This window comes from Ruania suaedae (genome assembly GCF_021049265.1).
Lineage (GTDB): Bacteria > Actinomycetota > Actinomycetes > Actinomycetales > Beutenbergiaceae > Ruania > Ruania suaedae.
The window spans coordinates 1,231,755-1,256,426 of sequence record NZ_CP088018.1 but is presented as its reverse complement, the minus strand read 5'-3'; the positions used below and the strand labels follow the sequence as shown (position 1 = coordinate 1,256,426).

The window sequence follows — 24,672 nt, the reverse complement described above, 5'->3', positions numbered from 1 at the left end:
GCTGCCGACGACGCTACGAGGCGGCGATTTCACGCGTGTGCGCCCTGCGTTGCGCCTCCGTCACGGTTTCCTCACCGTCGATTGCCTCCTCGTGAGAGGCCGAGGCCGAGCCGGTCCGGGAGAGCCATTGGGTCAGACCACACACGGCGTCGGTGCATCCGCCGCACCCGGTGGTGGCGCGAGTGGCGCGGGCGATGTCTTCGGTGCTGCGGGCCCCGCGCGCCCAGGAGTCGGTGATGTCGGCCTTGGTCACGCCATTGCAGGTACAGACGGTGGTGCCGCCGGGCATACGGGAGGGGTCGGCGGCCGGTGTCGGCGCCTGGGTGAGAGGGCGCAGCAACAGGTGTGCCGGATCGGCCGGGACGGGCAGGCGCCGCGTGTAGGCGGCGACCAGGTCGGCGCCGACGTCCGGGGCACCGACACAGACGGCGGCGACGATCCGGCCCTCGGCCACGGTGGCCGAGAGATGTCGACCTGCCGCCGGATCGCTGAGGGTGACGGTTCGCGCCCGCGACTCACCGGGCGCACTCCCCATGGTGACGACGTCGAGGCCGACGGCCTTCAGACGGACGACGTCGGTCCCCGCCGGCGCCCGCTCCGGTTCGGCCGCGCCGACCGGGTGGGAGGAGACCGGTCGCGTCCCGGCCGCGAGCGCCAGCCGCAGCGCCATGCTGGGCCGTTCGGAGGCCCCCGGTGCGGTGGCACGGTCGTGGCCGGCCGCCACCCCCGCGAGCCGGTCTGCCAGGCGGCGGGCCTGCTCCCATCCCTGGGCGATGAGGCCCGTGGCGCCTTCGACGGGCTCGGCGCAGTCTCCGATCGCGTACACGCGCGGGTCGGCCGGGCTGGCCAGGTCCGCCCCCACCGTGATTCCGCGGCCGACGGGTAGGCCTGCCTGCCGGGCGAGCCCGGCCTCCGGTTCGGTCCCGCACGCCAGGACGAGCAGGTCCGTCGGCACGGCGTGCTCGGTGCGGTCGACAGTGGCGAGGACGTGGGTGAGCCGGCCGCCACGGGTGCGCACCGCCGTCGTGCGGGCTCGCGTCCACACCCGCGCGCCGAGACGCTCCAGCTCGGCGGTCACGACGGCCGAGGAGGCATGGTCGAGCTGGCGGTCCATCGGGCCGTGGCCGGTGTGGAGCACGGTGACGTCCAGTCCACGTTGGACGAGCCCACACGCCACCTCGAGTCCGAGCACCCCGGCCCCGACGACGGTGGCGCGCCGGGCGTTGGCGGTCGCGGCGATGATCTCGCGGGCGTCGTCGAGGGTGCGCAGCGTGTGGACGCCGGCCGAGAGGGTGGGCTGCAGTCCCTCGATGGTGGGGATGCGTGCCTTCGCGCCGGTGGCCAGGACGAGGTGGTCGTAGGGGTGGCGGCCGTGCCGGGTGCGCACGCACCGGCCGGCGCGATCGATCGCCGCGGCAGCCGCCCCTCGGGTGACGGTGACGGCCCCGGACTGGAGGACCGGGAGCGTGAGCGCGCTCAGGTCGGTGCGCCCGGCCACCACGTCGCTGAGCAGCACCCGGTTGTAGGGCTGGTACTCCTCGGCGCCGAGAACCTCGATGTCCACCGTGGCGGGTTCGACGCGGGCGAGCAGGTCCTCGACGAAGCGGGCGCCGACCATGCCATGGCCGACGACGACGATCTTCGCTGGAGTGATCATCGCGAGCCTCCTTCGGCGCCTGGAGTCAGATCGACGGCGCACACCTTGAACTCCGGCATGCCGGAGATCGGGTCGGTGGCGTCACTGGTCAGCAGGTTGACGCTGCCGCTGCCGGCGAAGTGGAAGGGCATGAAGACGGTGTCGGGTCGGATGTCGTCGGACCACCGGGCCCGGGCGATCGCCTCGCCTCGGGCCGAACGCAACCGCACCATCACGCCGTCGTCGATACCGAGCCGGGTCGCCAGCAACGGGTGCAGCTCGACCACCGCCTCGGAGACGACGCGGTTCAGATCCGCGACCCGGCGCGTCTGCGCACCCGATTGGTAGTGTTGCAGCACGCGCCCGGTGACGAGGTAGACCGGGGCGCCGGAGCGGACGTCGTCGGCCGGTCCGTGGTGGTCGACGGCGATCATGCGGGCCCGCCCGTCCGGTGTGGCGAACCGGTCGAGGAACACCCGGGGCGTCCCCGGGTGCCCGGGGCCGGGCACCGGCCAGTAGTAGCCGGGGCCGTCGGCGGCCTCATCGGCGTCGAGGCGGGCGTGGCTGAGGCCGGCGTAGTCGGCGACGCCGCCGGCCGAGGCGCGGGCGAGCTCGTCGAAGACGACGGCCGGGTCGGTGGCGAAGGTGACATCCGAGCCCAGCCGATGGGCGAGCTCGGCGAGGATCCACAGCTCCGAGCGTGTCTGCCCCAGCGGCGGCAGCGCCCGACGGCGGCGGATGACCCTGCCCTCGAGCGAGGTCATCGTGCCCTCCTCCTCGGCCCACTGGGTCACGGGCAGGACGACATCGGCGCATGAGGCGGTCTCCGACAGCACGAAGTCGCACACCACGAGCATGTCCAGCCGCTCGAGAGCCTCGGCGACCCGACCGGCGTTCGGAGCGCTGACGAGCACGTTCGCTCCGTGCACGAACAGGGCGCGGGGGCCCGCCGGCCGGCCGGGGGTCGCAGCCTGCCCGAGCGAGGTGAGCAGTTCGACGGCGGGCTTGCCCGGGCCCGGGATGGTCTCCGGCGCCACGCCCCAGACGCCGGCGACGTGCTCGCGGCTGGCAGGATCGGTGATGGATCGGTAGCCGGGTAGCTGGTCGGCCTTCTGCCCGTGCTCCCGGCCCCCCTGCCCGTTGCCCTGACCGGTGATGGCGCCGTAGCCGCTGCCGATCCGTCCCGGGAGGCCGAGCGCCAGCGCCAGGTTGATCGTCGCGGTCACGGTGGCGGTGCCCTGGCTGGACTGCTCAACCCCGCGTCCGGTGAGCAGATAGGCACCGCGCCCTCCGCCGGCCGGGGAGGCGGCCGCGAGGAGGCGGGCCACCCGGCGCAGCTGCGCGGCCGGCACGCCGCAGACCGTTTCGGCGCGTTCGGGCCACCAGGCGGCCACCGATCTGCGCACGTCCTCGAAGCCGGAGGTGCGCTCGTCCAGGTAGGCCGGGTCGGTGAGGTTCTCCGCGATCACGATGTGTGTCAGGGCCAGCAGAACCACCAGGTCCGTTCCGGGAACCGGCTGCAGGTGCTGACCCTGCCCGTCGGCGGTGAGAACCGCGGTGCGACTTCGGCGGGGGTCCATCACCACCAGCCCGCCGCGGGCCCGGACGGGGGCAAGATGCTGCACCGACGGTGGCATCGTCTCGGCCGGGTTGGAACCGAGCAGCATCACCGCGTCCGCACCGGCCAGGTCGGTCAGCGGGAACGGCATGCCACGGTCCAGGCCGAGGGCCCGGTTGGTGGCCGCCGCAGCGCTCGACATGCAGAACCGGCCGTTGTAGTCGATGTGGGGCGTGCGCAGCACCGTGCGGGCGAACTTGCCGAGCGTGTACGCCTTCTCGTTGGTCAGGCCGCCGCCACCGAAGACGGCGACGGCCTCCCGGCCGTGCTCGGCCTGCACCCGGGACACCCGGTCGGTGATGAGGGTGAGCGCCTCGTCCCAGCTCGCCGGGTGCAGCTGCCCGTCACCACCGCGCACCAGCGGGGTGGTGATCCGGTCCGGGGTCTGCAGCAACTCGGCGCTGGTCCAGCCCTTCTGGCACAACCCCCCGGCGCTCGTCGGGAACGGCCGCGGGCGGACCGAGACCGGAGCGGGTGCCCCTGGCTCGGACGTAGCCAGGGCCATGGCGCACTGCAGAGCGCAGTACGGGCAGTGCGTGGCGGCCGTGGTGACCGGAGCGGCCACCGGTTCCTGCGCCGTCGTGGACCTCATCAGATCCGTGCCATGGTGCTGTCACGGCGGGCGTAGGCCGCCCAGGTGACCACCGCCATCACGGCGTAGCACCCGATGAACAGCCACAGTGCCGGGACGAGCGAGCCCGACAGGTCGGTGGACACGGCGAAGCCACGGGGGATGAGGAAGCCGCCGAAGGCGCCGGTGGCGCCCGCGATCCCGATACAGCCGGCGGCGGCCCGGCGTGCGGCCGACGCCTGCTCGGGGGTGCGTGCGCCGGCACGGAACACCGCCGGGATCATGCGGTAGAGGGAGCCGTTGCCGACGCCACTGGCGATGAACAGGACCATGAACGAGGTGAAGAAGAGCCCGAAGTGGTGCTGACCGAGTGCCGCGATGACGCCGATGGCTCCTGCTGCCATCACGCCGTAGGCCACGATCGTGACCCAGGCGCCGCCGACCCGGTCGGCGATGATGCCACCGAGCGGGCGGGAGACCGAGCCGACGAGCGCGCCGACGAACGCGATCGAGAGCGTGATCTCGCTGAACTCGTTCCGCATCAGCATCGGGAAGGCCCCTGAGTAGCCGATGAAGGAGCCGAACGTGCCGATGTAGAGGAAGGAGATGATCCACGTGTGTCTGGTGCGGGTGGCCACGGCGAAAGACCGTGGATCCGCCTTCGCGGTGCCGAGGTTGTCCATGAAGCGCCAGGCGAGGAACGCGGCGAGGATCGCGAGCGGAATGAACATCAGCCCGGCGCGCTCGAGCGCCAGGCCGGCGCCGGCGACGATCACCAGCGGGACGGCGAGCTGGACGGCGGCGGTGCCCACGTTGCCGCCGGCGGCGTTCATCCCCAGCGCTCGCCCCTTCTCCCGCTCGGGGTAGAAGAAGGAGATGTTGGCCATCGAGGAGGCGAAGTTGCCACCGCCGACGCCGGCGAGCGCGGCCACCGCCAGCAGCACCGCGAACGGCAGGTCGGGCCGTTGGACCGCGAGGACGAGCGCCGTCGTCGGCAGCAGCAGGAGCAGTGCCGAGACGATGGTCCAGTTGCGGCCGCCGAACAGTGGCACCGCGAAGGTATAGGGGATGCGTAGGGTCGCGCCGACGAGGCTCGGGACGGCGATCAGCCAGAACTGCTGGTCGACGGTGAGCGCGAAGCCGGCGGCGGGCAGTTGCGGGACGACGATCGACCACAGCGCCCACACGCCGAAGCCGAGGAACTCGGCGAAGATGGAGATCCACAGGTTCCGGCGAGCGACCCGGCGGCCGGGCCCGTCCCAGAAGGCGGCGTCCTCGGGGTCCCACTGCTCGATCCACCGGCCGGTGCGGCGGCGAAGGGCCGGTGGCGCGGGGGCCCCAGCGGTGGTGGGTTCGGCGAGTCGCTGCGAGGAAGGTGCAGACATCACGGCTCCAGGTGTCGTACCGGCGGGTGGGTACGACGCTAGGGAGGCCGTGTTTCGGTCCGCCTCGTCAGCAGTTTCGCTGCCGTAAGGAAGTTCGCACAGCGCGTCAACGGCAGGCTGTGAGAAGCCGCCTCAGATGCAGGGGCGCTCCGCGGCGATGTCCTCGTGGTGGCGGATCACCTCGGCGATGATGAACGCCAGGAACTTCTCGGCGAAGACAGGATCGAGCCCGGCTGCTTCCGCGAGGGAACGCAGCCGGGCGATCTGGATCTCTTCGCGAGCCGGGTCCGACGGCGGGAGCCCACGCTCGGCCTTCAGGCGACCGACCGCCTGGGTGCACTTGAACCGCTCGGCGAGCAGGTGCACCAGGGCGGCGTCGATGTTGTCGATGCTCCCGCGCAGTCCCGCCAGGCGCTCCGGCACCAGCGCACCGGTCGACTCTGGGGTGCTGTCCGGTGCGTCGCTCATGGGCCTCATCCTAGAGGCTCGGTGGCTCCTCCTGGGCAGCCTCCTGAGCCGCCGGCTGCGCCCGGCCGCTGTCCCCACTGAGCGTGTACGCACTCTCCGCGGGGGTGCCGGCATCGTCCCAACGCAGCACCGCAGCGACGCCGTCCGGCACGTCCAGTTCCTCGGCCAGGGTGATACCGGCGGACTGGTCCAGAACCGCCCGGCTCAGGGCGAGATCGGCACGGACGCGCCGCGGCTCGGCGACCCCGAGGTCACTGAGATCCTCCTGTGAGGCGCCCAGCTGGAGCGGGCCGTCCCCGATCCAGAGCTGGTGCTCGGACAATCGAAGATGCGGGGTGCTGAAGGCGCCCGCATCCAGGACGAGCTCGGACACCTGGCCGCGTCGCAACACCGCCACGACGTCGTCCAGGCCGCTCACCGCTGCGCCATCCCTGCCGCTCTCCTGCTGGAAACGGTCCAGGACCTGCTGCCGGCGGCGCATCCGGAAGTCGGTGATCACCTCGTCCACCGCTGCAGCGAACGCACGGGAGTTCACTCCTTCGGCGCGAGCACCGCCAGGGACGTCCACCAGCGCCTCGCGGGCGTGGGTGCCGAGGGCCTGCTCCACGTAGGCGGTCGAGCGCACGTCGCCGGTCAGCAGAACCAGATCGGGCTTGTCCCGGGCCATCACCTGGTCGACCTCTGCGGCCACCGTCTCGGCATTGCGCTCCCAGGAGTCCTCGGCCCGGTTGTTCACGCGATCGCGCGGCAGTTCACGGCTGGGGCGGACCTTGGTGAGCACGTCGTGGTCGCCATCGACGTCGCGATCCTCCAAGGTCTTGCTACCCACGGCAGCCGATGCCTCGTGGAGGGTGAGGTGGGCGCCGGCCCGGTCGGACTCGACCACCAGATACAGGGCCGCGGCATCGGCCGCGTAGCCGAGGGCGAGGGCGTGCGGACGGTCCGAGACGACTGCCTCACCGGTGGTCACCGGCTCGGGAAGGATGCTGTCGAGCAGGACCTGGCCGCCGGCCGCCACCAGGATGCGCCCGTGCGGACCGTGCACCCAGGTGGCGCGGTCCAGGGCGCTGGTGACGGCGTCGATGTCGTCCTGCGGGGCCTCCTCGACGCCGTCGAGGACGAGGGCGCGTTGCAGATCCGCCCACCGGTCCAGGACTACGCCGTTGCGTCCGTCGTCGGACCGGGTGGAGTCGATCAGGACGGTCAGGACGGGCACGTCGGCGGGCAGTGTCAGTGCGGGAAGGTTCACGGCTTCAGACCTCGCTTCCGATCGGATGCTGGTCCTGTCCACCCTGCCTTCTTCCGGCCGATCGCGCGACCTCAGCAGCGCCTGGCGTTCAGGCGCTCTTCTCGCGCGGGGTGCGCTTCGACCGCGGGGTCTCCCGCGGGACAAGGGTGGGGTTGACGTTCTCGAGCACCACCTCGCGGGTGATGACCACGCGGGCGATGTCCTCACGGCTGGGGACGTCGAACATCACCGGCTGGAGCACCTCCTCCATGATCGCCCGCAGGCCACGTGCGCCGGTCCCGCGCAGGATCGCCTGGTCGGCGACCGCTGCGATGGCGTCGTCGGTGAACTCCAGCTCCACGCCGTCGATCTCGAACATGCGCTCATACTGCTTGATGAGCGCGTTCTTGGGCTCGGTCAGGATGCGCGTGAGCGCGGGGGCGTCCAGTGGGGTGACCGTGGTCAGCACCGGCAGACGCCCGATGAACTCCGGGATGAGCCCGAACTTGAGCAGGTCTTCCGGCATGACGTCGCCCATGACGTCGGGCTGGTCGGCCTCGCGCAACGGAGCACCGAAACCGATGCCGCGCCGCCCCGCACGGCTGGAGATGATCTCGTCCAGGCCCGCGAACGCCCCGGCGACGATGAACAGCACGTTCGAGGTGTCGATCGTGATGAACTCCTGGTGCGGGTGCTTGCGTCCGCCCTGGGGAGGGACCGAGGCCTGCGTGCCCTCGAGGATCTTCAGCAGCGCCTGCTGCACGCCCTCGCCGGAGACATCCCTGGTGATCGACGGGTTCTCGCTCTTGCGGGCGATCTTGTCGATCTCGTCGATGTAGATGATCCCGGTCTCGGCCTTCTTGACGTCGAAGTCGGCCGCCTGGATGAGCTTGAGGAGGATGTTCTCGACGTCCTCGCCGACATACCCTGCCTCCGTCAGCGCCGTGGCATCGGCCAGGGCGAAGGGGACGTTGAGCATGCGGGCGAGCGTCTGGGCGAGGTAGGTCTTCCCACAGCCGGTCGGCCCGATGAGCAGGATGTTCGACTTGGCCAGCTCGACGTCGTCCTTCTCGCCCGTGGCCGAGGCGCCGGTGGAGCCGCTCTGCACCCGCTTGTAGTGGTTGTAGACCGCGACGGCCAAGGACTTCTTGGCGTCCTCCTGGCCGATGATGTACTCCTCGAGGAAGTCGAAGATCTCACGCGGCTTGGGAAGGTCGACGAGCCCGAGCTCATTCGCCTCGGCCAGCTCCTCCTCGATGATCTCGTTGCACAGGTCGATGCACTCATCGCAGATGTACACACCGGGGCCCGCGATGAGCTTGACGACCTGCTTCTGGCTCTTCCCGCAGAACGAGCACTTGAGCAGATCGGCGCCTTCACCTACTCGCGCCATCTCTCCTCGCTTTCCTGCCATCGGGGGCCGAGGCACTCGTCGTGATCATTGTGCGTCAAGGGCGGCCGGCGGACCAGCCGATACTCAGCCACGCGCTGGCCAGCACCCACGATACGTGCCCCGGCCGACGAACGCCGGACGGGCCACCGCGTGTCGTTCGCGCGGTGGCCCGTCCGGCAGGAGCGGGTCGGCTCAGGACTCGTTGCCGGCGGTCAGGGCCGGCGCCTTGCGGCTGTCGAGCACCTGATCGACCATCCCGTACTCGAGCGCCTGGCTGGCGGAGAGGATCTTGTCGCGCTCGATGTCATGGCGGACCTTGGCCAACTCGGTGCCGGTGTGACGGGCGAGCGTGGTCTCGAGCCACTCCCTCATCCGCATCACCTCATTGGCATGGATCTCGATGTCCGAGGCCTGTCCGAAGCCACCCTCGAGCGAGGGCTGGTGGATGAGCACCCGCGCGTTGGGCAGGGCCAGGCGCTTGCCAGGGGTACCTGCCGCCAGCAGGACGGCCGCGGCCGAAGCAGCCTGACCGAGGCAGACAGTCTGGATCTGCGGCCGGATGTACTGCATCGTGTCGTAGATGGCCGTCATCGCCGTGAACGAGCCGCCCGGCGAGTTGATGTAGAGGGTGATGTCCTGGTCGGGATCCTGGCTCTCCAGCACGAGCAGCTGAGCCATGATGTCGTCCGCCGAGGCGTCATCCACCTGCACGCCGAGGAAGATGATCCGGTCCTCGAACAACTTGGTGTAAGGATCCTGACGCTTGAACCCGTAGGGGGTGCGCTCCTCGAACTGCGGGAGCACGTATCGCGACGTCGGCGCCTGCGGGGCCCGGCCACCGTATGCCTGGGGGGAAAGGTTCACAGTTTCTCGCTCCTTGGAAGTGGTGGGCCGGTCGTCAGGACTGGGCGGCGATGACGGCGTCGGAGTCGGAGACCACGTGGTCGACGAAGCCGTACTCGCGGGCCTGGTCCGCGGTGAACCAGCGGTCGCGGTCGGCGTCGCGGTTGATCTCCTCAGCGGTGCGCCCGGTCTGCTGGGCGGTCAGCTCAGCCATCACCTTCTTCATGTGAAGGATCAGCTCGGCGTTGATCTTGATGTCGGAGGCCGTACCGCCGATTCCGCCGGAGGGCTGGTGCATCATCACCCGGGCATGCGGGGTGGCGTAGCGCTTGCCCTGCGCGCCGGAGGAGAGCAGGAACTGCCCCATCGAGGCCGCCATTCCCATGGCAACGGTGGCCACGTCCGGCTTGACGTACTGCATGGTGTCGTAGATCGCCATCCCGGCCGTGACCGACCCGCCCGGGGAGTTGATGTACAGCGAGATGTCCTTGTCGGGGTCCTCCGCTGCGAGCAGCAGCATCTGCGCACAGATCTGGTTGGCGTTCTCGTCCCGGACCTCCGAGCCGAGCCAGATGATGCGCTCCTGGAGGAGACGGTTGTAGATGTGGTCGCCCAGTGCCAACCCCTGGGTGTCACTGCCGGCAGCCTGCGGGAAGTCGCTCACGTGCATGCTCCTAGTTCGTGGTGATGTCTGCGATGACACTAACGCCGCCCGAGGCCCAGACCTGCCCGCGGGCGCCCTGGTTTCGCTGACGGCGCACGCATGTGCCCCGGACGCGAACTGCCCCCGCAGCGCCAGGTTCTCTGGCACCACGGGGGCAGCGGGGTCCGGATCAGCCCTTGGCGGACTCGTCGGACCCGGGTTCGTCGTCGCCGTCGTCAGCGGCCTCGGACTCGGCCTCGGCGTCGGCGGTCACGTCCACGTCCTCGGTGGCGTCGTCGCCGCTGTCCTCGGCGGCGGCTTCGGCGGCGGCAGCCTCTGCCGCGTCCTCCTCGTCGGAGCCGATGTAGGCGGACAGATCGACAGCCTCCCCGGCCTCGTCCACCACCTTGACCTGCCGCAGGGCGACGGCGAGCGACTTGTTGCGGGTCAACTCGGCCACGAAGAGCGGGATCTGGCCGTTCTCGTCGGCCTGCCGGATGAACTCGCTCGGCTCCTGCTGGTACTGCTGAGCGGTGCGCAGCAGGAACTCCAGCAGCTCGTTCTGACCGACCGAGACGGACACCTTCTCCGCGAGGGTGTCCAGCAGCAGCTGCCGCTTGAGCACCGACGTGGTCTCCTCGGTGACCTCGGCGCGGTGCTCCTCGTCCTCGAGCCGGCCCTCGTTCTCGAGGTGCTGGTGAACCTCGGCCTCGATGACCTTCGCGGGGAGCGGGAAGTCCGTGGCCTCGACGAGCTGCTCGAGCAACTGGTCGCGGGCGGCGACGGCGCGGTTGTTCTCCTTGGCCTCGGCGACCTGCGTGCGCAGGCTCTCCCGCAGCTCGTCCACGGTGTCGAACTCCGAGGCGGTCTGGGCGAACTCGTCGTCGACCTCGGGCAGCTCCTGCACCTTGACCGCGGTCGGGGTGACCGTGACCTCGGCCTCCTGACCGGCGCGGTCGCCTCCGGCGAGCGGCGCCGTGAAGGTCGCGGTCTCGTCGGCGGACAGTCCCGTGAGGGCGTCGTCCATGCCTTCGAGCATGTTGCCCGAGCCGATCTGGTAGGAGACGCCGGAGACCGAGTCGATCTCCTCCTCGCCGATGGTCGCCTTCAGGTCGATGGTGACGTAGTCGCCGTCCTGAGCGGGGCGGTCGACCCCGACGAGCGTGGCGTGCTGCTCGCGCAGCGCCGTCAGGCGCTCGTCGATGTCATCGTCGGTGACCTCGGAGGAGTCGACGGTGACCGTCAGACCCTCCAGGTCAGGGAGGTCGATCGCGGGCCGGACGTCGAGCTCGGCCGTGAAGATGAGGTCATCGGCGTCCTCGGAGAGGCCGGGCACCGCGGTGACCTCGATCTCCGGCTGGCCGAGCGGCTTGAGTTCGGTCTCGGTGACGGCCTTGCGGTACAGGCCGGGGAGCGCCTCGTTGATCGCGTGCTCCATGACCGCACCCTTACCGACTCGCTGGTCGATGATGCGAGGGGGAACCTTGCCGCGACGGAAGCCGGGAATGTTCACCTGGGAGGCGATGTGGGAGTACGCGTGGTCCACGCTCGGCTGCAGCTCGGCCAGAGGCACCTCCACGGTCAGCTTTGCCCGCGTGGGCTCGAGGTTCTCGACGGCGCTCTTCACTACGTGCTCTCCACTCGGGTCGGCATCAAAGGGGGTTGTGCCCGCGCGAGGGAAGTTGCGGGCGGTGGTCGCTGCATCCGGCTTTCCGGGCCTAGGCATGCGGAAGCGGACGCAGCCACCCATCGTACGGCACGGGCGGCGTCGACGAGGACAGAGCTCGGAGGCCACCCGGAAGGGGCTATGGAGCGGGTGACGGGAATCGAACCCGCACCATCTGCTTGGAAGGCAGAGGCTCTACCATTGAGCTACACCCGCAAGGCGAGGACAAGCCTACCTGCTCGACGACGATGGGTCGTCCAGCGCAGCAGCCCTGGGGCCGTACACTCGTCCCGGCAGCCCGGCGGGTTGCATCGGGATGTGGCGCAGGTTGGTAGCGCGTCCGCTTTGGGAGCGGAAGGTCGCAGGTTCAAATCCTGTCATCCCGACCATGTGATGTCGCAGGACATCGGAATAGCCCGAACCCACGGATTGTGGGTTCGGGCTAGTTCTTTGTGGGGGCTGGTCCTGGGGGGCGTCCGGTGGGTTGGTAGCGCTTGGTGGGGTCGAGGGTGAGCTCGCGCAGGATCTCGCCGGTGGCGGCATTGATGATGGTGATGTCGAGGTCGGCGATGAGGAGGATCACGGGGGTTCGGGCGTGGGTTCGTCCGATGCCGATGTGGTGGAGGGTGCCGCCGTGGCGGAGGGTGACTTTGCCGGCGGTATCGACGCGGTCGTGGCGCACGCGGTGGTGAGGTTCGCCGGGTGTGGTGGCGGGGGTGGCCTTGGGGCGGGTGGTGTAGGCGGTGGCCGGGGTTGCCCGGTGGGGTAGGGACCGGTGGGGGCGTCGGTGGTTGTACTCGGTGGTGAACTCATCGAGCAGCGCTTGCAGGGCGGTGATGGTGGTGGCTGGTCGGGGCGGGCGCGTAGCCACTTCTTGAGGGTCTGCTGGAAGCGCTCGACTTTGCCCTGGGTGGTGGGGTGGCCAGGCTTGCCGTTCTTCTGGATGATGCCGCGTCGGTGCAGGTCGGTCTCCAGTGCGGTGCGTCCACCGCGGCGCTTCTTGCTGGCCAGGCGCACGGTGTAGACCAGGCCGTTGTCGGTCAGGGTGGAGGCGGGGTAGCCGTGTTCGCGGGCGGTCTGGGCGAAGGTGGCGGCCACGATGGTGGAGGTGATCGCTTTGTGGGCGCTCAGGTGCAGCACGGCGCGGGAGTGGTCATCGAGCCAGGTGATGATCTCGGTGTCGGCGCCGGCGCGTCCGCTGGGGCGGGTGAGGCGGTAGTGGGTGAAGTCCGATTGCCAGCACTCGTTCGGCTGCGCGGCTTCGAAACGCACGTAGGAGGACTTCGGTCGCTTCTTCGGCTCGGCGGTGATGAGCCCGGCGCGGGTCAGGATCCGGTGGATCGTGGCCCGGTGGACCTCGATGTGGTGGGTGTGGCCCAGGTGCCAGGCGATCGTTTCGGCGCCGCAGTCCAGGCCAGCACGCGACAGGCGGGCGCGGATGGCCACGATCAGCTCCACGACCTCGGCATCGGTGGCCCTCGGCGTGGTGTGGGGGCGCCGCGAGCGTGGGACGAATGCGGCCTCGCCCTCGAGCCGATAGCGGGCCATCAACTTGGAGATCCAACTCTGGGATACGCCGTAGCGGCGAGCGATGGCGGACTGAGACTGGCCCGAGTTCACCGCGGTCACCACCAGGCGTCGCTTGTTGTCCATAGACCACGAGCCTGGCCACAGCGGCTATACCGATCTCGTGCGACACCCCTATTCCCATGACCCGCGACACCCTATTCCGATGTCCTGCACCAGCACACTGTCATCCCGACCATCAGAAGTGGCGGTCGCCCGAGGAACGAGGGTGGCCGGCGCTGCTGATACCCGGCTCGCAGGATTTGGGAGGAGCTCGCCCTGGCGAGCGACGGCTCCTGTCATCCCGACCATCAGAAGTGGCGGTCGCCCGAGGAACGAGGGTGGCCGGCGCTGCTGATATCCGGCTCGCAGGATTTGGGAGGAGCTCGCCCTGGCGAGCGACGGCCCCAATCATCCCGACCGACGGGGACAGCGACAGACCCCTGAACCACTGCGGTCCAGGGGTCTGCGGCGTATAGGCCTGTCCTACGCCTGCACGCTCCGCGAGCGGCGGACGAGCACCGCTCCGGCGAACGCCAGCACGAGTGCCGATGCCAGGGCGCCGCCCACGACCGTACCGGTGGTCGGGAGCGTGGGGCTGTCATCGCCCGGGATCGCGGGGCTGCCATCGGCCGGGATCGCGGGGCTGCCATCGGCCGGGACCGTGGGGCTGCCATCGGCCGGGACCGTGGGGCTGCCGTCGGCCGGAACCTGCAGCGCCGAGATGGTGGTCGAAGCGCTCAGGTACTGGACCTCTCCGGAGGCGCTGACTCCCCCCGCCACGACGAGGTGCTCACCCGGTCGATCCGGGATCACTAGCGTCGCGGTGAATTCGCCCTCAGCGTCGGCCGTGGCGGTCCCGAGCGGAACGAGATCCGAGTACAGACCGAGCGTCACCGGGGCCCCGGCGGCGAAACCGGTACCGGTCACGGTGATCTCCTGCCCGACGACGGTCTCGGCGGGGACGCCTGTCAGTGCACCGTCGGAGGTGGGCTGGTCCTCGGGGAGGATGACCGCCGGCGCCAGCGCGACTGTGACGGTGCCCGACCGGACCGTGTCCGGTGCGAGTTCGTTGCTCGCCGTGACGGTCACCGGATACTCCCCAACGACGTCCGGTCCAGCGTTTCCCGAGATCGTGGCCGTCCCGTCACCGTTGTCAGTGAACGTCACGCCGGCAGGCAGGTCACCGGCGAGCCTCAAAGCCGTGTCCGCAGGGAATCCGGGCGCGGTCTCCAGGACCAGCTCCCCCGGCACTCCGGCGATGAGCTCGAGCGACGGTTCGGTGACCAGTGCCGGCGACTGCACGACCGTGACCGTCAACGACTGCTCCGCCGACAACCCCGCCCCATTAGTCGCCACCAACTCCAGCACCGACACCCCACCAGCAACCGCAGTGCCCGACAACGACGCCGTCCCATCACCGTTGTCCACCAACGACAACCCCTCCGGCACCACCGACTCACTCCCAATCGAAACCGGCCCCGGGAACCCCGCACCCACCTCCACCACGAACTCACCCAACAAACCCGCAGTAAACGTCACCACATCACCACTGACGAACACCGGCGACTCCTCCACCGTCACCGTCAACGACTGCTCCGCCGACAACCCCGCCCCATTTGTCGCCACCAACTCCAACACCGACACCCCACCAGCAACCGCAGTGCCCGACAACAACGCCGTCCCATCACCGTTGTCCACCAACGACAACCCCTCCGGCACCACCGACTCACTCCCAATCGAAACCGGCCCCGGGAACCCCGCACCCACCTCCACCACGAACTCACCCAACGAACCCGCAGTAAACGTCACCGCATCACCACTGACGAACACCGGCGACTCCTCCACCGTCACCGTCAACGACTGCTCCGCCGACAACCCCGCCCCATTAGTCGCCACCAATTCCAGCACCGACACCCCACCAGCAACCGCAGTACCCGACAACAACGCCGTCCCATCACCGTTGTCCACCAACGACAACCCCTCCGGCACCACCGACTCACTCCCAATCGAAACCGGCCCCGGGAACCCCGCACCCACCTCCACCACGAACTCACCCAACGAACCCGCAGTAAACGTCACCGCATCACCACTGACGAACACCGGGACCTCGGTCACGGTGAGCGTCAGGTTCTGGACGGCGTCGGGCGAGGTCCCGTTGGACGCCGTCACGGTCAGCGGGTACGTCCCCCCGGTACCAGGCTGCGGGGTCCCGCTGAGCGAACCGGTTCCGTCGCCGGAGTCCTCGAACGTGACCCCGCTCGGCAGGCCCCCGTCGAGGTCGACGACCGGCGTCGGATCTCCGGACGAGACGATGGTGAAGGCACCGGCCTCGTCCGCAGCGAACGACACCGCATCCGCGCTGGCGATCGACGGCGCGACGGCGAGGTCGAAGTTCACCACCGGGTCCCCGGTGCTTGCGATGTTGGGACGGCTCGCGAGGCCGGTCACGATTCCGGCGGGGACGCCGACCGAGACGGTCCCGTCACTCGTGAGCGGCCCCACCCGGACCTGCCAGACGGACGGCCCGCCGGTCACGGTCACGTTGTCCAGTCCGGCAGCGGTCCCGGAGATGTCCAGGTCGCCCGGTTGGAGCTGAGTCGTGCCCTCGAGCATGTCGTCCGAGGCGAAGGAGACGGTGAAGTCGATCGACCGCGGGCTCTGCGCATCCACATCCGTCGAGGCGGTCGTCACGGTCGGCGTCAGCGGGCCTTCCGGCGTCCCGACCGGTGGTGCCGCCCGGAGCGTCTGCAGCCGCACGTCGACCGAGCGATCCCGGTCGAAGTTGCGTGGCGCCAGGAGCTCGAGCGTCACCGAGCTCGCGCGCGTCGGATCGACCTCGTCGAAGCACAGCGTGCCCTCGCACAGGAGAGGGAAACTGGCGTCGAAGGGCCCGGTGGAAGCGATCCCGGAGGAGATCGTGTCGCTGTTGCCGTCCGAGTCGCGGATCGTCAGCGCGAACACCAGCGCCGTCTGGTTGTCCTCCGGTACGCGCTGGATCGACTCGAACGGGAAGCTGATGCGGGTGTTCGTCCACCCCTCCGTGAGATCGGTCGGCTCGGGGAAGGCATAGTCGAGACGCACGCTGCCCTGGGTGTTCCCCTGCCCGCCGATCGAGAACACGCCCACACCGCCCGACTCGGTGAATGTCGAGGCCTGCGTGCCACCCATCGCCGTGGACGCGGTGACGGTCCGCTCACCCAGCGTGGTTCCGGCGAAGTCGTCGATCACCACGACTCCCGCGGCGGACGCGCTCGGCGCAGCGGCCACGATTCCGAGGCCGGCGAGGGCCGCGACAGCGGCCACGGCCACGGCCGTGCGGACGCGCGCGAGGGTTCGGGGGCGAGGCATCATCAGGCGATCCACTCTCTCGGGTCGATGAGTCGGAGCCCTGCGGGCCCTGACCGACGTGCCGAGCGTCGACGCTCGGCACCGAGCAGGATCGTAGCAGCGCCTGCACGTTCGTATAAGGGGCAGATGGGGATGGGAACGACGAAGCGGCCGCTCCCCGTGGGGAGCGACCGCTTCATTCGATCGCGACGCGGGTGACGCTCAGCGCTCGACGTCGACCAGACCGCGCTCGACGGCGCGGGCCAGGCGCCGCGGCACCCGGACCTCACGACCACCGGAGCGGACCGGGACGAGGTCTGCCGCCTTGGTCTTCCACTGCGAGCGGCGCGCGCGGGTGTTGCTGCGCGACATCTTGCGCTTGGGAACTGCCATGGCTCTACCTCCCCTTCCGTCGTTGTCATGGAGCTGCGGCGGACCCGCCGCAGCACGTGCGTGTTCTGCCTAGCGGCAGTGACTCAGGCGTTGCCGCCGGCCTTGGCGTACCGCTGGCGGAACTTCTCGACGCGTCCGGCGGTGTCCATGATCTTCTGCTTACCCGTGTAGAAGGGGTGGGAAGCGGAGGAGATGTCGACGTCGACCACCGGATAGGTGTTGCCGTCCTCCCACTCGACCGTCGTCCCGGAGGAGATGGTCGACTTCGTCAGGATGGCGAAGTTCGCGGAGATGTCACGGAACACGACCGGCCCGTACTCCGGGTGGATGTCCTTCTTCATGTCTGCTTCCTACCTACTTCTCACGCGGTTGCTGAGCGGTCTGTGGTGTGCGCTGCTGGTGGCGCCGTTCTCACGCCTCGTCACGCCGCCTCATGACGGTGGACGGCTGGGCACGAGCGACAACGGTCAGCCCGTCGCTGGAGCACGTCCTGCGAGGCACCGGTCACGGCGCGCCCCCGGAATGATACCCACATCTGGCGCTGCACGCCTACTCGTCACGTCTCCCCTCCCCCACGACGGCGCAGGTCAGGACCATAGGGAGGCTGCTGTGACGAAGGACTCACCTCTCCGTGCCCGCATCGTGGGACGGTCGTCGCCTCCCCTGCCCTCGCGCGAGGGCCCTGAGAGGATGGGACACGAGCGACATCGCACACCCAGCCAACGAAGGACGAGACTCCATGGCCCGCATCTACGACAACGCCACCGCGCTGATCGGCAACACGCCGCTGGTGCGTATCAACAAGCTGACCGAGGGAGCCGGCGCAACCGTGCTGGCCAAGCTCGAGTTCTACAACCCGGCCAACAGCGTCAAGGACAGGATCGGCGTCGCGATCGTCGATGCGGCCGAGGCCTCGGGAGACCTCACCGCCGGCGGCACCATCGTGGAGGCCACCAGCGGCAACACCGGCATCGCGCTGGCGTTCGTGGGCGCCGCTCGGGGCTACCGCGTCGTGCTGACGATGCCGGAGACGATGTCCAACGAGCGCAAGATGTTGCTGCGCGCCTTCGGTGCCGAGCTGGTGCTCACACCCGGGTCGGAGGGGATGAAGGGCGCCGTCACCCGCGCCGAGCAGATTGCCGCGGAACGCCCCGGGGCCGTGCTGGCCAAGCAGTTCGCCAACGAGGCGAACCCGGCCATCCACCGCAAGACCACCGCCGAGGAGATCTGGGCCGACACCGACGGCGAGGTCGACATCGTCGTTGCCGGGATCGGCACCGGCGGCACCATCACCGGCGTGGGGCAGGTCCTCAAGGAGCGCAAGCCGGGCGTGAAGATCATCGCGGTGGAGCCGGAGGAGTCGCCGATCCTCAACGGTGGCCAGCCGGGCCCGCACAAGATCCAGGGCATCGGCGCGAACTTCGTCCCGGAGATCCTCGACACCTCGATCTACGACGAGGTCATCGACGTCAACGCCGAGACCGCCGTCGAGGTGGCGCGCCGCGCCGCCCGCGAGGAGGGTCTGCTCGTGGGCATCTCCTCCGGTGCCGCATTGCACGCCGCCATCCAGGTGGCCCAGCGCCCGGAGAACGCCGGCAAGAACATCGTGGTCATCATCCCCTCCTTCGGGGAGCGCTACCTGTCGACCATCCTGTACGCCGACCTCGCCGACTGATCCGAGCGACCACCGGTGAGCCCTACTCGTCACCTGCGGCTGCGTGAGCTCGTCGCAGAAGACCTCGAGACCGCCCGGCGCCGCGACCCCGCGGCCCGGAGCGGTCTCGAGGTCGCGCTGCTGTACCCCGGTGTCCATGCCCTGTGGCTGCACCGGCTGGCCAACCGCCTGTGGGTGACCCACGCGCTCCTGCGCCTTCCAGCTCGCCTGATCTCCCAGTTCGCACGCGCTGTCACCGGTGTGGAGATCCACCCCGGTGCCGTCCTGGGGCGGCGCTTCTTCATCGATCACGGTATGGGGGTGGTGATCGGTGAGACCTCGGAGGTCGGTGACGACGTGCTGATGTTCCACGGATCGACCCTCGGCGGCCGATCGATGGACAAGGGAAAACGGCACCCGACCATCGGTGACCGGGTGGTGATCGGGGCGGGTGCGAAGGTGCTCGGCCCGATCGAGGTGGGCGCCGACGTGAAGATCGGAGCCAACGCCGTCGTCGTGAAGGACGTGCCGGCCTCCTCGGTCGTCGTCGGGGTCCCCGGCCAGGTCCGGCACGCTCCGCCTTCGGCCCAGGACGACGCCGCCGATCCGGCGCTCTATCTCGATCCCGCGATCTACATCTGAGATCCGGCTTCCGCCGGCTCCCACCCCGCCTCGGCAAGATCGACCCGTGGCGGCGCGTGGGAGGTCAGCGGCACTCCTTCCGCCTGGAGCAGCTCCAGCCCTCGGCCCGCCACTCGGTCGGCGACGGCGCCGCTGGCCGTGACCACACGCCACCACGGCACGCCGGCGCCGTAGCGGGCCATCACCGCACCCACCGTCCGCGCACTGCCCTTGCCCGTGACCTGCCTCGCGGCCTCGGCGATCACCCCGTAGGTGGTGGCGCGGCCACGGGGAACGCGCTCCACCAGGTCGAGCACGGTCTCCACGTACTCCCCCGGACCTGCATCCGGGGCCGGCGTCGAAGCAGTCTCCACGCCGCCTATGATCTCCCATGACATGACCGACAGCGACTCCACCACGGCCGGCCAGACCTACGTCTGCCCGCACTGCGAGGCCACCCACGAGCACGAGCACGTCGACGAGCGAACCGTGGTCGACGGCTACCGCCGCACCCTCGTCGCGGTCAGCGCAGCCCGGGTGGCGATCGCGCTGACCGCGTTCGCCGCACTCCTCACCGGCCCCGGCGGGCTGTTGCTCGCGGCGTTGCTCGGGCTCCTCAGCTGGGCCGTGGTGACCGCCGCCGGACTCGGGGCGGCAGCCCTCGACCACGCCCGCCGGGGCACACCGGGCCTTCGCCCACGGATGAGCCATCGGCAGGAGCGCCGGTTCGCCCTCGTCTCGGTCCTGACCGGAGCCGCCCTGACCCCGCCGGCAGTTCTGGGCGCCTCGCAGGCAGCCGACGGGCTTGTCGCGGCCGGCCCGCTCGCCCTCGCCGTCGCGGTCGCGGTCGGCTGGTTCACCGGCTCAGCGGCTGCCGAGACGCTCGGCAAGGTGCGCCTGCGCAGTGAGCTCGTCGCCGACACCAGGGCCGGTGAGGTGGCCCGGGAGGCAGCGGTCCGCCTCCGTGATCACACCCACGAGTGGCAGGGTCTGGTGACGGCAGCGGTCACCGCAGCGGCCGTCGGGCTCGAGGCGCTGGTCTGCCTGTGGCTGCCCGTGCTCGTCGTGGTGCTGATTCCCCTGCACGTCGCCGCCGCCGCATTGGTGGGGCGGTCGCAGGGCCGCAGGCCGCTTCCGCTTCCCTAGCCCTCAGCGGGACTCGTACCCGGCCAGCTGGTCGATCCGGCGCTGGTGACGCTCGTCGCCCGAGAACGCCTCGGCCACGAATGCGTCGACGATCGCGAGCGCCTCGGCGGTGGTGTGCTGGCGGGCTCCCACGGCGACGACGTTGGCGTCGTTGTGCTGCCGGCCCAGGCGGGCGGTCTCGAGGTTCCACGCCAGCGCGGCCCGCACGCCGGCCACCTTGTTGGCGGCGATCTGCTCACCGTTGCCGCTGCCACCGATGACCACGCCAAGGGAGGCGGGGTCACCGACGACGGCCTCACCGGCGGCGAAGCAGAACGCGGGATAGTCGTCCTGGGCATCGTAGGTGGCGGCGCCGTGGTCGATGACCTCGTGCCCGCTGGTCCGCAGATGGTCGGCGAGCACGGCCTTGAGCTCGAATCCCGCGTGGTCGGCGGCGAGGTGGATACGCATCCGGACATTGTGCCGCACCCGAGGTCGGTACTCGCCGGTATGTTCGGAGGATGAGCACCATCTCCGAGGCAGACGCCACCGCCATGGACCACACGGTCCGCCCGCAGGACGACCTCTTCCGCCACGTCAACGGCTCGTGGCTGGACACCCATGAGATCCCGGCCGATCGCGGCCGGGACGGGACATTCCACCAACTCCGTGATCAGGCCGAGGAGCAGGTACGGACCCTGATCACCGAGGCCGCCGAGGTGCCGGCCGACTCCCCCGCCGGCGCCGAGGCGGCCAAGATCGCCGCTGTGTACGCCTCGTTCATGGCCGCGGAGCGGATCGACGCTCTTGGGAACCTGCCCCTGGCTGCGGACCTGGAGCTCGTCACCGCTGCGCACACCAAGGAACAGCTCACCCGCGCGCTGGGGTCGTTGCAGCGCAGTGGCGTCGGCGGCGCCGTCGCTGCCTTCGTGGACGTCGACTCCGATGACACGACCCGCTACATCGTCTACCTCGAGCAGTCCGGTCTGGGCCTGCCCGACGAGGCCTACTACCGCGAGGAGGAGCACGCCGCCGTCCGTGCCGCCTACGTGCCCCATATGGCGGCCATGCTCGCCATCGCCGGCGTGGTCACCGAGGCGGAGGCGCATGGAGCGGCCGAGCGGGTGATGGCCCTGGAGACCCGGCTGGCGCGAGCCCACTGGGACCGCGTGCGCTGCCGCGACGCGCAGGCGACCCACAACCCGATGACGCTGACCGGGCTGGGCGAGCTGGCGCCGGACTTCGACTGGTCGACCTGGGTGAGCGCCCTGGGCGGGGACGACTCGACCCTGGCGGACGTCGACGTGCGCCAGCCGGAGTTCCTGGCAGAGTTCTCGCGCGCCTGGGCCGAGGAGCCCACCGACCTGTGGCGGTTGTGGTTGACGTGGCGCGTCGTGCGCTCGCGTGCTCCCTACCTGCACGCCGAACTGGTCGAGGAGAACTTCGACTTCGTCGGCCGCACCCTCACCGGCGCCCAGGAGCTCCGCGAGCGGTGGAAGCGCGGGGTCAGCCTCGTGGAGGGCGTGCTCGGGGAGGCCGTCGGCAAGCTCTACGTCGCCCGCCACTTCCCACCCGAGCACAAGGACGCGATGCGGGTGCTGGTCGCGGACCTGGTCGAGGCCTACCGCCGCTCCATCACCGAGCTGGACTGGATGAGCCCCGCCACCAGGCAGAAGGCGCTCGACAAGCTGGACGCCTTCACCCCGAAGGTCGGCTACCCGGACAAGTGGCGTGACTACTCCGGCCTGGAGGTCGCCGCCGACGACCTGCTCGGCAACGTGCGCGCCGCCCACGCTTTCGAGACCGACTACGAGCTGAACAAGCTCGGCGGGCCGATCGACACCGACGAGTGGTTCATGTCGCCGCAGACCGTCAACGCCTACTACAACCCGTCCATGAACGAGATCGTCTTCCCGGCGGCGATCCTCACACCCCCGTTCTTCGACGCCGATGCCGACGACGCGACCAACTACGGCGCCATCGGTGCCGTCATCGGGCACGAGATCGGTCACGGCTTCGACGACCAGGGCAGCCGCTACGACGGCTCCGGCCGGCTCCACGACTGGTGGACCGAGGAGGATCGCGCCGAGTTCGACAAGCGCACCCAGGCGCTGATCGCCCAGTACGACGTCCTCTCGCCCAGCCAGCTGGAGGACTCCCACACCGTCAACGGCGCGCTGACCGTGGGAGAGAACATCGGCGATCTCGGTGGCCTCGGCATCGGGATCAAGGCATTCCGGATCGCGAAGGAGCGCCGCGGGCAGGAGCCCACCCGTGAGGAGATGCAGCAGCTGTTCATGGCCTGGGCGCGCTGCTGGCGGACCAAGGCCCGCGAGCAGGAGGCGCTCCGGCTGCTCTCGATCGATCCGCACTCCCCGGACGAGATCCGGTGCAACGCACCGGTGCGCAACCTGGACGAGTTCGTGGAGACGTTCGGGGTCCAGCCCGGGGACAAGCTCTGGCTCGACCCGGCCGAGCGGGTGCGGATCTGGTGACTCAGCTGCGGGCCGGTAGGCCCGCCTGCTTCCAGGCCTCGAAGCCCCCGACGGCGTAGCGCACCTGCGCGAGGTCGAGTTCGGCCAGGGTCTCGGCGGTCTCCTGCGCGAGCCGGCCGTCCTCGCTGATCAACACCACCGGTCGCAGGTCGGTGGTGTTGATCAGGTGACCGAGAAGCTCCCTCGGCGGGAGGGTCGCGGCGGCCAGCGCCGGGTGGATCCCGCCGAGCTCTCGCTCGTGGTCCTCGCGCAGGTCCACCAGGAGCGAGCGCTCGTAGAGCGCCTCCTGGTAGGCGGCCCTCACCGAGAGGGCGGTGCCGTGCTCGACGGGGGCGGGCCGGGCAGCGAGGATGACATCCCAGGTCGTACCGGTGGTGACAGCCATGTGCGTGTGCTCCAGGTGTGTGGCGGGTGCGGGGGACGGGTCAGCGACAGCTGTCGCTGGTGGCTGTACACAGACAGCGCATTCGTCCCGGCATTCGCGCCGGAGCAGCCCTGAGGGCGTGCGGGACCCGCGTACCGGTGGCACTGGGGTCGAGGAACATGAGCAGTACTCCACCACAACCATGCAGCGCGGCGGAGGCGTCGCCGTCGCGTCTCGTCATGTGAGAAGCGGGCAGGGCGACCCGACCGGCGACCTCACCTGGAGCCCGTCAGAACGTGCGGGTGCCACCGCGGGCGATCTGGAGCCCGTGTCCGGAGGAGATGGAGCGGCACACCGGACCGCCCTCGGTGCTCTCGCACAGGATGTCCCCCACCTGCGTCACCTGGCCGTAGTCCAGTTCGGCTAGGTCGCCCGGCTGCTCGGGGGCCGTCCCGCACAGCGGGCCGGCGCCCTCCGCGGAGACCTCCCACCGGTAGCCCACCGAGTCAGCGGCACAGTCGGCGACCTCGGGCGGCGAGAAGGAGAAGGCCTCGATGACGCAGGTCGCAGCGTCGGCCGCGATCTCACACCAGATGTTGCCGCTCGGGAGCGCGAACGCGGCGACGTCCAGCGCATCCTCGGGCACCTCGATCTCGGGGTCCTGGCTCGGCTCGTCCCCATCGGCGGCCGCGTCCTCGGCAGCCTCCGGGGACTCGCCGTCGTCGGAGCCGTCCGCCTCGGCCGTGGCCTCGGCATCGCCCGTGGGAGCCGGCTGGGACGTACCACTGTCCGGCCAGGTGACCAGGATGATCACCAGCGCCACGATCAGCAGCGCGTCGACGCAGACGAGTACGACCCCCCATGGGCCAAGGCCGCCGCGCTGGGCCATCGATCCTCCGTAGGTCCGGTTACGAGTGCTCCCCTACGGTAGCGGCCGACCCCGCAGGCGACGACACCGCGGTCTGCTCTCAGTCGAAGATCGGCCCCTGGGTCCGCGTGCGCTTGATCTCGTAGAAGCCCGGGTACGCCGCCACCGCGACGACGCCGTCCCACAGCCGTCCGGCCTCCTCGCCCTTGGGGGCTGGGGTGATGACGGGGCCGAAGAAGGCGGTGCCGTTGAAGGCGACCACGGGTGTGCCGACGTCCTCGCCCACCTGGGAGATCCCCTCGGCGTGCGAGGCGCGCAGGGACTCGTCGTGCTCGTCCGAGTCGGCGTAGTCGATCAGGTCGGCCGGCAGCCCGACCTCGGCCAGTGCCTCGACGAGGACCTGGCGCCGGTCGTCGCCGCGGCCGCCGGGGTGGAACCGGGTACCGATCGCGTCGTACAACGGCTTCACCCACTCCTCGCCGTGCAGCACGCGAGCGGCATTGATGACGCGGACAGGGCCCCAATTCTTGGCCAGCATCGCCCGGTAGTCCTCGGGAAGCTCCTCGCGCCCCTCATTCAGCACCGACAAGCTCATGATGTGCCACCGGACCTCGATGTCGCGCACCTTCTCCACCTCGGTGATCCACCGCGAGGTCATCCACGCCCACGGGCAGGCGGGGTCGAACCAGAAGTCGGCGACGTCCTTGCCGGTGGCCTCGGTGGTGCCGGCAGCGGTCTGGGTGGCAGTGCTCACAGGATCTCCTTCGTCGGGTCGGGACACGTCCATTCTCGCCAACCGCGAGCG

General features: G+C 70.0%; 21 protein-coding genes, 2 tRNA genes and 1 pseudogene. 5 read left to right on the top strand and 19 right to left on the bottom strand.

Features of this window, described 5'->3' with window-relative positions; genetic code table 11:
- Positions 1 to 13 precede the first annotated feature (13 nt).
- The 10 genes from LQF12_RS05745 to LQF12_RS05700 form a co-directional block, all read right to left on the bottom strand.
- Positions 14 to 1,657 carry an FAD-dependent oxidoreductase gene (locus tag LQF12_RS05745; RefSeq protein WP_231055019.1) on the bottom strand — a complete coding sequence of 548 codons (1,644 nt, stop codon included), beginning with the start codon at positions 1,655 to 1,657 and terminating at the stop codon, positions 14 to 16.
- Complete coding sequence (locus LQF12_RS05740; protein ID WP_231055018.1) at positions 1,654 to 3,846, bottom strand: molybdopterin oxidoreductase family protein; 2,193 nt, start codon at positions 3,844 to 3,846, stop codon at positions 1,654 to 1,656. The genes LQF12_RS05745 and LQF12_RS05740 overlap by 4 nt, the downstream gene beginning before the upstream one ends.
- A complete protein-coding gene (locus tag LQF12_RS05735; RefSeq protein WP_231055017.1) occupies positions 3,846 to 5,210 on the bottom strand; it encodes an MFS transporter in 1,365 nt (454 codons plus the stop codon). The genes LQF12_RS05740 and LQF12_RS05735 overlap by 1 nt, the downstream gene beginning before the upstream one ends.
- Positions 5,211 to 5,342: 132 nt before the next feature.
- On the bottom strand, positions 5,343 to 5,678 hold the full coding sequence (locus tag LQF12_RS05730; RefSeq protein ID WP_231055016.1) for a chorismate mutase: 336 nt from the start codon (positions 5,676 to 5,678) through the stop codon (positions 5,343 to 5,345).
- 10 nt (positions 5,679 to 5,688) lie between these two features.
- Positions 5,689 to 6,927 carry a baeRF2 domain-containing protein gene (locus LQF12_RS05725; protein ID WP_231055015.1) on the bottom strand — a complete coding sequence of 413 codons (1,239 nt, stop codon included), beginning with the start codon at positions 6,925 to 6,927 and terminating at the stop codon, positions 5,689 to 5,691.
- A gap of 88 nt (positions 6,928 to 7,015) precedes the next feature.
- The gene (gene clpX, locus LQF12_RS05720) at positions 7,016 to 8,299 is read right to left on the bottom strand and encodes an ATP-dependent Clp protease ATP-binding subunit ClpX (RefSeq protein ID WP_231055014.1); all 1,284 of its coding nucleotides are present in this window, start codon (positions 8,297 to 8,299) and stop codon (positions 7,016 to 7,018) included.
- Positions 8,300 to 8,491: 192 nt separating this feature from the next.
- A complete protein-coding gene (locus LQF12_RS05715; RefSeq protein ID WP_231055013.1) occupies positions 8,492 to 9,163 on the bottom strand; it encodes an ATP-dependent Clp protease proteolytic subunit in 672 nt (223 codons plus the stop codon).
- Positions 9,164 to 9,197: 34 nt separating this feature from the next.
- Complete coding sequence (locus LQF12_RS05710) at positions 9,198 to 9,812, bottom strand: ATP-dependent Clp protease proteolytic subunit (RefSeq protein WP_435531219.1); 615 nt, start codon at positions 9,810 to 9,812, stop codon at positions 9,198 to 9,200.
- A gap of 163 nt (positions 9,813 to 9,975) precedes the next feature.
- The gene (gene tig, locus LQF12_RS05705) at positions 9,976 to 11,412 is read right to left on the bottom strand and encodes a trigger factor (RefSeq protein ID WP_231055011.1); all 1,437 of its coding nucleotides are present in this window, start codon (positions 11,410 to 11,412) and stop codon (positions 9,976 to 9,978) included.
- A gap of 181 nt (positions 11,413 to 11,593) precedes the next feature.
- Positions 11,594 to 11,667 (bottom strand) — tRNA-Gly (locus LQF12_RS05700).
- A gap of 96 nt (positions 11,668 to 11,763) precedes the next feature.
- Here LQF12_RS05700 and LQF12_RS05695 point away from each other — a divergent pair.
- Positions 11,764 to 11,840, top strand: a tRNA-Pro gene (locus LQF12_RS05695).
- Between the two features lie 53 nt (positions 11,841 to 11,893).
- Here LQF12_RS05695 and LQF12_RS05685 read toward each other — a convergent pair.
- The 4 genes and pseudogenes from LQF12_RS05685 to LQF12_RS05670 form a co-directional block, all read right to left on the bottom strand.
- A pseudogene (locus tag LQF12_RS05685) lies at positions 11,894 to 13,104 on the bottom strand (IS481 family transposase).
- A gap of 399 nt (positions 13,105 to 13,503) precedes the next feature.
- Positions 13,504 to 16,371 (bottom strand): Ig domain-containing protein, encoded by a 2,868-nt coding sequence (locus LQF12_RS05680; protein ID WP_231055008.1) that lies wholly within the window; start codon positions 16,369 to 16,371, stop codon positions 13,504 to 13,506.
- A 198-nt stretch (positions 16,372 to 16,569) separates the two neighbouring features.
- On the bottom strand, positions 16,570 to 16,740 hold the full coding sequence (gene rpmF, locus LQF12_RS05675) for a 50S ribosomal protein L32 (RefSeq protein WP_231055007.1): 171 nt from the start codon (positions 16,738 to 16,740) through the stop codon (positions 16,570 to 16,572).
- Positions 16,741 to 16,823: 83 nt separating this feature from the next.
- The gene (locus LQF12_RS05670) at positions 16,824 to 17,081 is read right to left on the bottom strand and encodes a type B 50S ribosomal protein L31 (protein ID WP_231055006.1); all 258 of its coding nucleotides are present in this window, start codon (positions 17,079 to 17,081) and stop codon (positions 16,824 to 16,826) included.
- A 398-nt stretch (positions 17,082 to 17,479) separates the two neighbouring features.
- Here LQF12_RS05670 and cysK point away from each other — a divergent pair, with 398 nt between their 5' ends.
- The gene (cysK, locus tag LQF12_RS05665) at positions 17,480 to 18,415 is read left to right on the top strand and encodes a cysteine synthase A (protein WP_231055005.1); all 936 of its coding nucleotides are present in this window, start codon (positions 17,480 to 17,482) and stop codon (positions 18,413 to 18,415) included.
- 15 nt (positions 18,416 to 18,430) lie between these two features.
- Complete coding sequence (epsC, locus tag LQF12_RS05660) at positions 18,431 to 19,036, top strand: serine O-acetyltransferase EpsC (protein ID WP_231055004.1); 606 nt, start codon at positions 18,431 to 18,433, stop codon at positions 19,034 to 19,036.
- On the opposite strand, the gene LQF12_RS05655 is transcribed toward epsC, so the two are convergent.
- Positions 19,027 to 19,389, bottom strand: a complete 363-nt coding sequence (locus tag LQF12_RS05655) for an MGMT family protein (protein WP_231055003.1) — start codon at positions 19,387 to 19,389, stop codon at positions 19,027 to 19,029. The two genes, epsC and LQF12_RS05655, sit on opposite strands and share 10 nt — an antisense overlap.
- Before the next feature lie 22 nt (positions 19,390 to 19,411).
- Between LQF12_RS05655 and LQF12_RS05650 the strand changes: the two genes are divergently transcribed.
- Entirely contained in the window at positions 19,412 to 20,161 is a 750-nt protein-coding gene (locus LQF12_RS05650) for a hypothetical protein (protein WP_231055002.1), read from the top strand.
- Between the two features lie 3 nt (positions 20,162 to 20,164).
- On the opposite strand, the gene LQF12_RS05645 is transcribed toward LQF12_RS05650, so the two are convergent.
- Positions 20,165 to 20,611 (bottom strand): ribose-5-phosphate isomerase, encoded by a 447-nt coding sequence (locus LQF12_RS05645; protein ID WP_231055001.1) that lies wholly within the window; start codon positions 20,609 to 20,611, stop codon positions 20,165 to 20,167.
- Positions 20,612 to 20,661: 50 nt separating this feature from the next.
- On the opposite strand from LQF12_RS05645, the gene LQF12_RS05640 reads away from it, so the two are divergent.
- Positions 20,662 to 22,635 (top strand): M13 family metallopeptidase, encoded by a 1,974-nt coding sequence (locus LQF12_RS05640; RefSeq protein WP_231055000.1) that lies wholly within the window; start codon positions 20,662 to 20,664, stop codon positions 22,633 to 22,635.
- 1 nt (position 22,636) lies between these two features.
- Here the strand turns inward: LQF12_RS05640 and LQF12_RS05635 are convergent, their stop codons facing one another.
- The 3 genes from LQF12_RS05635 to LQF12_RS05625 all read right to left on the bottom strand — a co-directional run bounded on the left by LQF12_RS05635 (position 22,637) and on the right by LQF12_RS05625 (position 24,621).
- Positions 22,637 to 23,020 carry a rhodanese-like domain-containing protein gene (locus LQF12_RS05635; RefSeq protein ID WP_231054999.1) on the bottom strand — a complete coding sequence of 128 codons (384 nt, stop codon included), beginning with the start codon at positions 23,018 to 23,020 and terminating at the stop codon, positions 22,637 to 22,639.
- A 268-nt stretch (positions 23,021 to 23,288) separates the two neighbouring features.
- A complete protein-coding gene (locus tag LQF12_RS05630; protein WP_231054998.1) occupies positions 23,289 to 23,888 on the bottom strand; it encodes a hypothetical protein in 600 nt (199 codons plus the stop codon).
- A 79-nt stretch (positions 23,889 to 23,967) separates the two neighbouring features.
- Positions 23,968 to 24,621, bottom strand: a complete 654-nt coding sequence (locus LQF12_RS05625) for a DsbA family oxidoreductase (RefSeq protein WP_290370738.1) — start codon at positions 24,619 to 24,621, stop codon at positions 23,968 to 23,970.
- Positions 24,622 to 24,672 lie beyond the last annotated feature (51 nt).